General features: G+C 74.9%; 7 protein-coding genes. 3 read left to right on the top strand and 4 right to left on the bottom strand.

Annotation, left to right across the window (positions count from 1 at the left end; translation table 11 throughout):
- Together BG452_RS29440 and BG452_RS29445 are read right to left on the bottom strand one after the other, a co-directional pair.
- On the bottom strand, window positions 1-3,375 hold a 3,375-nt coding region (locus BG452_RS29440), incomplete at its 3' end, for a glycosyltransferase family 2 protein (protein WP_188307395.1).
- Between the two features lie 250 nt (window positions 3,376-3,625).
- The gene (locus BG452_RS29445) at window positions 3,626-3,898 is read right to left on the bottom strand and encodes a WhiB family transcriptional regulator (protein WP_045702141.1); all 273 of its coding nucleotides are present in this window, start codon (window positions 3,896-3,898) and stop codon (window positions 3,626-3,628) included.
- 749 nt (window positions 3,899-4,647) lie between these two features.
- On the opposite strand from BG452_RS29445, the gene BG452_RS29450 reads away from it, so the two are divergent.
- Genes BG452_RS29450 through BG452_RS29460 form a run of 3 tightly spaced genes read left to right on the top strand, consistent with a single transcriptional unit; the run spans window position 4,648 to window position 7,510 of the window.
- Window positions 4,648-5,163, top strand: a complete 516-nt coding sequence (locus BG452_RS29450; RefSeq protein WP_188307399.1) for a cysteine dioxygenase — start codon at window positions 4,648-4,650, stop codon at window positions 5,161-5,163.
- A 41-nt stretch (window positions 5,164-5,204) separates the two neighbouring features.
- Window positions 5,205-6,215, top strand: a complete 1,011-nt coding sequence (gene cofD, locus BG452_RS29455; RefSeq protein WP_188307396.1) for a 2-phospho-L-lactate transferase — start codon at window positions 5,205-5,207, stop codon at window positions 6,213-6,215.
- Window positions 6,212-7,510 (top strand): coenzyme F420-0:L-glutamate ligase, encoded by a 1,299-nt coding sequence (locus BG452_RS29460; RefSeq protein WP_188307397.1) that lies wholly within the window; start codon window positions 6,212-6,214, stop codon window positions 7,508-7,510. Before cofD ends, BG452_RS29460 begins: the two co-directional genes overlap by 4 nt.
- Window positions 7,511-7,528: 18 nt before the next feature.
- Here the strand turns inward: BG452_RS29460 and BG452_RS29465 are convergent, their stop codons facing one another.
- Both BG452_RS29465 and BG452_RS29470 read right to left on the bottom strand, forming a co-directional pair.
- Window positions 7,529-8,452, bottom strand: a complete 924-nt coding sequence (locus BG452_RS29465) for a DNA-3-methyladenine glycosylase family protein (RefSeq protein ID WP_411293040.1) — start codon at window positions 8,450-8,452, stop codon at window positions 7,529-7,531.
- 104 nt (window positions 8,453-8,556) lie between these two features.
- Window positions 8,557-9,199: peptidoglycan recognition protein (locus tag BG452_RS29470; RefSeq protein ID WP_223242902.1), on the bottom strand; the 643-nt coding region annotated here is incomplete at its 5' end.

The following is a 9,199-nucleotide window of genomic DNA, read 5'->3' on the forward strand; positions in this document are numbered from 1 at the left end:
CATCCGGCGGGCCCGGCGGCTGCCGGGGGCGGGAGCCTGCGCCTGGGTGGCGGCGGCCAGCGCGGCGGCGGCCAGCACCTCCTCGGGCAGGTCGTCGTCGTTGTGGTTGCGGCGGCCGGGCAGGGCCAGCACCAGGATGCTGAGGCCGATCACGACCTGGGCCCAGATCCAGCCGGTGTGGGCGAGGCTGCCCTCCCGGGTGACGCTCAGCTTGCCGCCGGCGGCCGGGAGCTTGAAGCCCTGTGCCCAGCCGTCGACCGTGACGGACTCCAGGGCGGTGCCGTCCACGGTGGCCTTCCACTCGGGGGCGGCGGACTCGGCGAGCCGTAGCACCCGGCCGTCCGGACCGGCCGGGACGGTGGTGGCGAGGTCGCGGGCCCCGGCGGGGACGACCACCGGGTTGGTGCCCGGGGCGGTGATCACCGCGCGCACCGCGGGGGCGCCGTTGACCTGCCAGAGCGCGGTCTCGCCCTCCTGGTTGGCCTTGACCAGGCCGGGGGTGGTGTCCAGGACGTCCTTGAAGGCGCCGATGGCCTGCCGCTCGACCAGCACGTAGGCGATGCCGTAGCCGGCCAGGGCGTTCGCCTGGTCGGCGCCGGAGCCGGCCAGCAGGCTGCCGACCATCCTGTTCAGGCCGTCCTGGGTGCCGGTGGCCGGGTCGACGGTGGACTCCGCCTGGCCGAGGGTCAGTCCGGAGCCGCGCACCACGGTGTAGCGGACGGCGCCCTTCTGGCCGGTGACGACGAGGGTGCGGGACCGGTCGGTGGTGCCCGCCTCCTCGGCGATGAAGGCGGGCACCTGGTCGGCCTGGGAGCGCTGCAGCGGGCCGCCGGCGCCGGTCAGCGCCCACCACAGGCCGGTGCCCAGCGGGGCCAGCACGGCGGTGGCCACCACCAGAGCGGCCACCGGCTGACGCCAGCCGAAGGCGATCCCGGCGACGCGGGCGTTGGCGCCGTCGGCGCCGATCGCGGCGGCGGCGAGCAGGGCGATCCCGGCGATCAGGGTGGCCGGGCCGTCCAGGGTGCGCACCGGCTGGCCGCCGGAGGCCGGGGTGACGGAGGTGCCCGCCACCACGACCGCGAAGACCAGTCCGGCACCGGCCGCGCCCCAGGCGGCGAGCACCGCGCGGCGCCGGTCGGCGCGCAGCAGCGCGGCCAGCGCGGCGAGGACGACACCGGCGGACAGCCAGACCGGCGGCACCCCGGCACCGCCCGGGTTGACCAGCAGCAGGCCGGCCGCGCTCGCCCCGGCGCCGTGCAGACCGGGCAGCCCGGCCTCCAGCAGCAGCAACTGGGGGTGCGACAGCACCTTCAGCGACCAGGGGGCGAGCACCGCGACGGGCACCGCGAGGATCACCAGGACGCGCAGGCCGAGCAGCCGCAGCGCGGTGCCGCCGGAGCCCAGGGCGCCGCCGCGCAGCACCGCGAAGAGCAGCATCGCCAGGCACAGCGGCACGGCGAGCGCCCAGGTCAGCGGCACGAAGGCGGTGGCCAGGGTGAGCAGCAGGACGGTCATCCAGACCGGCCGCCAACCGGGCCGGGCGCCCTTGGCGGCGCTCTCCCGGCGGATGCCGAGGCCGGCCGAGATCGCGGCGGCGCGGGCCAGCGGCGGCAGCAGCACGGCGAGCACGGCGGTGCCGATCCGGCCCTGGGCGAGCGCGCCGGTGGCGGCGGGCAGCAGCGCGTAGGTGGCGCTGGCCCAGGCGCGGACCAGCTTGGAGTCCAGCAGCGGCCGGGACACCAGGTAGGCGCTGACCGCGGCCAGCGGGACGGTGAGCACGACCAGCAGGGTGAGCGCGAGGTCGGCGTGGCCGAACAGCAGCCAGGAGAGCACCGCGAGCACGCCGAGGTACGGCGGTGCGGCGGCGGTGGAGCCGGTGCCGATCGGGTGCCAGGCGTCCGCGTACATCGCCCAGAGGCCGCCCGCGCCGTCGGCGGCGGGCAGCAGCGCGCCGCCGAACAGCTCACCGCTGCCGAACAGGCCGCGGCAGGCGATCAGGGCGAACACCAGCAGGGCGGCGAACAGCACCGGCGCGGGGCGCCGGGCCAGCTTCTTGATCAGCGCGAACTGCTCGACGACGAGGTCCTCGCCGTCCTCGTCCCCGCCGGCCTCGACCGAGCCGTGCCGGCTGCCGGAGTCGTCGCCGCCTCCTATCCCGAGCGAGCCGATGACGCCCTCGACGGCCAGCCGGGTGGTGGCGCCGGGGGCCGGGAAGAGCGTGCGGTCGTCCAGGGCGTCCGCCGCGCGCGTCCGGGCCCGGCGCTTGCGCGCGGCCAACAGCCGTGGGAGGCGGACGAGTTCGTGGCCGAGACCGGCCAGTTCGTCGACCGCCTGGCGCGGATCCTTGCCGAGCAGGTTGGTGACGGCCCGCACCAGGGTGCCGAGCACCAGGCGCAGCAGCACGTACGGGAAGAGCGCGCCCCTGCAGTTGGCGAGCAGGGAGTAGACGGCGCCGGCCTTGTCCACCCGGTGCGGGTGGGAGGGGCCGCAGTCGATCGCGCGGCGCTCGCGGCTGGCCGCCTCGGCGTGCCGCAGCACGGCCTCGGGGGCGACCACCACGCGGTGGCCGGCGGCGTTGACCCGCCAGCAGAAGTCGGTGTCGTCCCGCATCAGCGGGAGGGCCTTGTCGAAGCCGCCGAGCTCCTCGAAGACGTCCCGGCGCACCAGCATGCCCGCGCTGGAGACGGCGAGCACCGGGCGGACCTGGTCGTGCTGGCCCTGGTCCTGCTCGCGGCGGTCCAGGCCGGTCCAGCGGCGGCCGGAGTGGGCGATGGTGACGCCGACCTCCAGCAGCTGGCGGCGGTCGTACCAGCTGCGCAGCTTGGGGCCGACCACGCCGGCGCTGGGGGTGGAGTCGGCGACCTGGAGCAGGCGGCGCAGCGCGTCGGTCTGCGGCTCGCAGTCGTCGTGCAGCAGCCAGAGCCACTCGACCGGCTGGGTCTCGCGCGGGCCGCCGCGGCCGAGGTCGTCCTCCTGGGCGAGCGGGTCGCCGAAGTCGTCCCAGCCGCCGGTGACCGGGTCGTAGCCGGAGGGGTCGAGCCGGTACGGGAGGTCCTCCGGGCGCAGCGGCGGGCTGTTGAAGACGGCCTCGGCGACGGCGGTGCCGAAGCCGGCCCGGCGGCCGAGCACCAGCGGGCCGCTCTCGGGCAGCCAGTCCTCCAGGGTGTCGGCGAGCAGCTGCGGGGAGTTGTCGGTGGATCCGGTGTCGACCGCGAGGATCCGCTGCACCTGGCGGTCCTGGCCGAGCAGGCCGGCCAGGGCCTGCGGCAGCCAGCGGGCGCCGTCGTGCGAGACGATCACCGCGGTGACCAGGTGGCGCGGGTAGGCGGGCGGCCTGGAAGCGGTGAAGCCGCTCTGGTGGCTGTAGACGGTCATCGAGTGCGCGGGCCCCAGTTCTCGGTGGACACAGCCGGTGAACGGCAACCGGATGGCGCACCACACTAACGGCTCCGGATGGCCGCCTCGTGCCCGGTGCCGGTGCGGAGGCGGTGAAGAAGCGGGGTCGGGACGGGCGGAGGCCGTCCCGGGAGCACGAAAGCGCCCCACCGTCGCGGTGAGGCGCTCGTACAGCTTGGCGACCGTCCGCCGCCGGCGGAGGGTCAGCGGGGGCCGGGGGTCAGCCCGGTCAGACCGCGCTCTTCTTGAGCCGACGGCGCTCGCGCTCGGAGAGGCCGCCCCAGATGCCGAACCGCTCGTCATTGGCGAGGGCGTACTCCAGGCATTCCGAGCGGACCTCGCAGGCGAGGCAGACCTTCTTGGCCTCGCGGGTCGAGCCACCCTTCTCGGGGAAGAAGGACTCCGGGTCGGTCTGTGCGCACAACGCGCGCTCCTGCCAACCGAGTTCCTCCTCTTCCTCCGTGATGCCATCCCCGATCAACAGCTCAAAGAGCTCGCTCATGTGGCGCGCCTCCTCTGCCCCTACTTGGCGTCCCCGTGGTTGCCGTTGCCTCGTGCGGCTGACGACACGAGTGAAATTACAGTTGCGTCACTCTGGCCCAGTCAAGCCGAGCTCTGGTATTGAGGCCGGGATTCACTCCCTGGCACCAAGCCATTACGAATAGTGTACATATTCGGACACATTGGACCTTTGGCCCGAAAGTGCCGGACGGCGCCGAAACGCCCGCAACCACTCGCCGGATGACGCACGGTCACCATCACAGGCTGGTCATCGGCCTGCTTTCCCGGCGATCTTCCCATCGAAACATAGAGAGTGATGAATCACCCCATCCGGGAAAGATCCGGACCTAACCCACTCGAATGCCGCATCATCCCGTTTGACACCGGCCCCGCGCATGCGGTGTCCTGTGCTCTATGTCAGAGTTCGCCAGCCCCCGGAGCGGTTCCACGCTCCGCCGTGCCGTGAACTCCTGTTGTCGCCTCTGTTCCTGCTGTATCTAGGCGCCCGCGTCCCACCGCGCGCCGCCACCAGGAAGCACAGAGGCCGCCCGCGAATCCCGCCCCAGGACATCCCGGATCCGGCTGCTCCCCGACCAGCCGACCCATCCGAGGACGACTCCCGTGCGCAAGATCCGCATCCGCAAGCGGAACCGCGACCGCAACAAGCTCACCCGCCGCGGCCTCTCCGCCCACCACACCCCCGGCCGCGCCGACCGGCACCGCTGGGCCGACGGCCTCAGCGACGTCTCCATCGCCGGCGACCCGCTCGCCTTCCCGCACCTGGCCCGCACCGACCTGCCCGGCCACCCCACCACCGTCGCCGGGTACGCCCGACTGGTCCGTGAGATCGCCGCCGACCGCGCCCGCTGGGAGCCGCTGGTCCGCTACGACGCCCTCACCCGCTGGTACGCCCGACTGGAGACCGGCCCCGGCTACGAGGTCTGGCTGCTCAGCTGGCTGCCCGGCCAGAGCAGCGGCTTCCACGACCACGGCGAGTCCTCCGGCGTGATGACCGTCGTCCGCGGCGAGCTGATCGAACGCTCCCTCACCCACAGCGGCGAGGCCGCCCGCGCCCTGCGCCCCGGCGGGCAGCGGGTGTTCTCCTCCGGCTACCTGCACGAGGTGGTCAACGGCGCCCTCGAACCCGCCGTCTCCATCCACCTCTACACCCCGGGCCTGACCGAGATGAACCAGTACGGCGCCGCCACCGCCGTCCCGGAACAGCACCCGGAGCCCCAGCCGCGGGCCCGGGCCGAGCAGCACTGAGCGCGAGCTGACGGAAGGTCCGACCGTGGCAGGATGACCCCATGCGCATCGTGGCACTGGCAGGCGGAATCGGCGGGGCGCGCTTCCTGCGCGGACTCCTCGCGGCGGTCGGACCGCAGGACGAGATCACCGTCATCGGCAACACCGGCGACGACATCCACCTCTACGGCCTCAAGGTCTGCCCCGACCTCGACACCGTGATGTACACCCTCGGCGGCGGGATCAACGAGGAACAGGGCTGGGGCCGGACCGACGAGACCTGGTCGATCAAGGCGGAGATGAAGGAGTACGGCGTCGGCCCCGAGTGGTTCGGGCTCGGCGACCGGGACTTCGCCACCCACCTCGTCCGCAGCCAGATGCTCACCGCCGGGTACAGCCTCAGCCAGGTCACCGAGGCGCTGTGCGTGCGCTGGAAGCCCGGCGTGCGACTGCTGCCGATGAGCGACGACCGGGTCGAGACCCACGTGCGGATCACCGACGGGCAGGGCACCCGGGCGGTCCACTTCCAGGAGTACTGGGTCAAGCTGCACGCCGCCGTCGACGCCGAGGCGATCATCCCGGTCGGCGCGGACACCGCCAAGCCCGCGCCCGGCGTGCTGGAGGCCATCGCCGAGGCCGACGTCATCCTCCTCCCGCCGTCCAACCCGGTCGTCTCGATCGGCAGCATCCTCGCCGTCCCCGGCATCCGGGAGGCCGTCGCCGCCGCCCCCGCGCCGGTGGTCGGGCTCTCCCCGATCATCGGCGGGGCCCCGGTGCGGGGCATGGCCGACAAGGTGCTCGCCGCCGTCGGCGTCGAGGCCACCGCCGAGGCGGTCGCGCTGGACTACGGCAGCAGGACAGCGCTGCGTGGCAGCTCGAACGAGGGTGGTGGCGGGCGGCGGGCGGGCTTGATCGACGGCTGGCTGGTGGACACCGCGGACGCGGCCGCCGTCGACGCCGTCGAGGCCGCCGGGATCGCCTGCCGGGCCGTCCCGCTGCTGATGACCGACGTCGACGCCACCGCCGAGATGGCGCGGGCGGCACTGGCGCTGGCGGAGCAGGTCCGCAAGTGACGGCAGCGCTGGAGGTCCTGAGGGTCGACGGGATCCCCGAGATCGAGGCCGGGGCCGACCTCGCCGGGCTGATCGCCAAGGCCGGGACGTACCGGGACGGCGACATCCTGCTGGTCACCTCGAAGATCGTCAGCAAGGCCGAGGGCCGGCTGCTGCACGCCGCCGACCGCGACGCCGCGATAGACGCCGAGACCGTCCGGGTGGTCGCCCGGCGCGGACCGATCCGGATCGTGGAGAACCGCAACGGCTTCGTCATGGCCGCCGCCGGGGTCGACGCCTCCAACACCGCCCCCGGCACCGTGCTGCTGCTGCCCGAGGACCCGGACGCCTCCGCGCGTGCGCTGCGCGCCCGGCTCCGGCAGCTCACCGGCCGCCGGCTGGCCGTCGTCGTCACCGACACCTTCGGCCGGCCCTGGCGCAACGGGCTCACCGACGTCGCGATCGGCGCCGCCGGACTGTCCGTCCTGGAGGACCACCGGGGGCGCACCGACAGCCACGGCAACGAGCTGATGCTCACCGTCACCGCGACCGCCGACGAACTGGCCGCCGCCGCCGACCTGGTCAAGGGCAAGGCCAGCGGCGTCCCGGTCGCCGTGGTGCGCGGGCTCGGCCACCTGGTCACCGACGAGGACGGCGCCGGCACCCGGCCGCTGGTGCGGCCCGCCGCCGACGACATGTTCCGGATCGGCACCTCCGAGGCGCTGCGCCAGGCCGTCACCCTGCGGCGCACCGTCCGCTCCTTCACCGCCGAACCGGTCGACCCGGCCGCCGTGCGGCGCGCGGTGGCCGCCGCCGTCACCGCGCCCGCCCCGCACCACACCACGCCCTGGCGCTTCGTCCTGCTGGAGTCCGCACGGAGCCGCACCCGGCTGCTCGACGCCATGCTCGCCGCCTGGCAGCGCGACCTGCGCGAACTCGACGGCTGGGACGACGCCCGGATCGCCCGGCGCACCGCCCGCGGCGACGTCCTGCGCGACGCGCCGTACCTGGTGGTGCCCTGCCTGGTGATGGACGGCTCGCACGACTACCCGGACCCGCGCCGGGCCGCCGCCGAGCGGGAGATGTTCACCGTCGCGGCCGGCGCCGCCGTGCAGAACCTGCTGGTCGCCCTCACCGGCGAGGGCTACGGCTCCGCCTGGGTGTCCTCCACGATGTTCTGCCGCGACACCGTCCGGGCCACCCTGGACCTGCCGGACGGCTGGGACCCGATGGGCGCCGTCGCCGTCGGCCGCCCCGCCGAACCGCCCCGGGCCCGCCCGGACCGCAGCGCCGACGCCTTCGTCGAGGTCCGGTAGCGGCTCCCCGCGCGCCGCTCAGCGGCGGCGGTGGTCGTTGGGGGTGAGCCTCGGGCCGTAGCGGGGGGCGTGGGTGCCGGTGGCCAGCAGGAGGCGGCAGAGCCGGTGGCGGTGGGGGCGGTAGGGCTCCAGGAGGGCGAGCATCTGGACGTCGTCGCTGCGGGGGCGGCCGGCCAGGGCCCAGCCGACCAGGTTGGGGAGGTGGAAGTCCCCGACCGAGACCGCGTCCGGGTCGCCGTTGCTGCGTTGGAGGGTCTCGGCGGCCGTCCAGACGCCGATGCCCGGGACGGCCGTCAGCCGGGCGAAGGCCTCCTCGTGGCCCATCGCCGAGGCCTCCTCCAGGCGCGGCGCCAGCCGCACCGCGCGCAGCACCGTCGCCGAGCGCTTGGGGTCGACGCCCGCCCGGTGCCACTCCCAGCTCGGGACCATCGCCCACTCCCGGGCCGACGGCGCCACCCGCATGCCCTCGGCCGGCCCCGGCGCCGGGGCGCCGAAGTCCCGCAGCAGGGTGCGCCAGGCGCGGTAGGCCTCGTCGGTGGTGACCTTCTGCTCCAGGATCGCCGGGACGAGGGACTCCAGGACCAGGCCCGTCCGGGTGAGCCGCACCCCCGCCGTACGGCGCTGGGCGTCCCGCAGCGGGCCGGGCGGCAGCACCAGCGCCTCCGGGTGGTCCTCGGCGCCGAGCAGCGCCGGCAGCCGCTCCAGCAGCCACTGGGCGCCCGGGCCCCAGGCCGTCGCCTCCACCTCGCCCGCGCCGGGGTGCGGCAGCACCCGCAGGGTGCCCAGGCCGGCCGGGGTGCGGGAGGCACGCCAGACGGCGCCGTCGCCGGTGGTGCGGTAGGAGGGGTCGGCGGGGCCCCGGCGCAGTGGCAGCAAGGTCCGGACCGGATCGAGCGGGAAGCCCGGCCGCCAGCGCCGCACCGCCTCGCTGCCGCCCGTCACTGCCGTCGCCTCCCGTGGTCCCTGGGGCTATGAACGATACGCGGGGGCACCGACAGGCCGGGCCGCGCGGCGGAACGGCCCTGGGGGAAGCGGGAGTCGGGCGGCTACGAGTCCTGCAGCCCGGCCGCTGCCGAGCGCAGGGCGGGGAGCCGGGCGTAGAGGGCGTTGCCGGGGCACTCGGTGTTGAAGGCGTCGCGATGGCCGGAGATCGCGGCGAAGTCGACGACCGTGCCCTTGGGGTAGCGGCTGGCGTCGGAGGCCGAGGTGAGCTTGGTGTGGCCGTCGGCGGCCCGGCCGTCCAGGCCGAGCTTCCAGGCGGCGAGGGCGGCGAGGCCGTCCAGGACGGGCTGGGGCGGGGCGGTGTCCACGAAGGTGCCGATCGCGGCGACGCCGGAGGAGTCGGTGTTGAAGCCGAGGGTGTGGGCGCCGTGGACGGGCTGGTCGACACCGCCGGCCCGGCCCTCGTAGATCGTGCCGCAGCGGTCGACCAGGAAGTTGTAGCCGATGTCCCGCCAGCCGCTGGTCTTGACGTGGTACTGGTAGATCGACCTGATCACCCGGGGGGCGTCACTGCAGGCGTAGTCGGTGGCGGTCGCGGTGTGGTGGACGAAGACCTCGCGGACCGGGCCGGTGTACTCGAAGCCCGGTTCGCGGATGGACTCGTCGGCGCCCCAGCCCGCCCGGGTGACGATCGCCGGGCGCGGCGCCTGGTGACCGCCCGCGACGGTGCCGGGCGCGGCCGGCAGG

Source organism: Streptomyces sp. CBMA123 (assembly GCF_014596465.1).
Lineage (GTDB): Bacteria > Actinomycetota > Actinomycetes > Streptomycetales > Streptomycetaceae > Kitasatospora.

Coding starts and splice junctions, on each gene's coding strand:
- BG452_RS29445 (WP_045702141.1), bottom strand. CDS start 3,898: ATGAGCGAGCTCTTTGAGCTGTTGATCGGGGATGGCATCACGGAGGAA.
- cofD (WP_188307396.1), top strand. CDS start 5,205: ATGCGCATCGTGGCACTGGCAGGCGGAATCGGCGGGGCGCGCTTCCTG.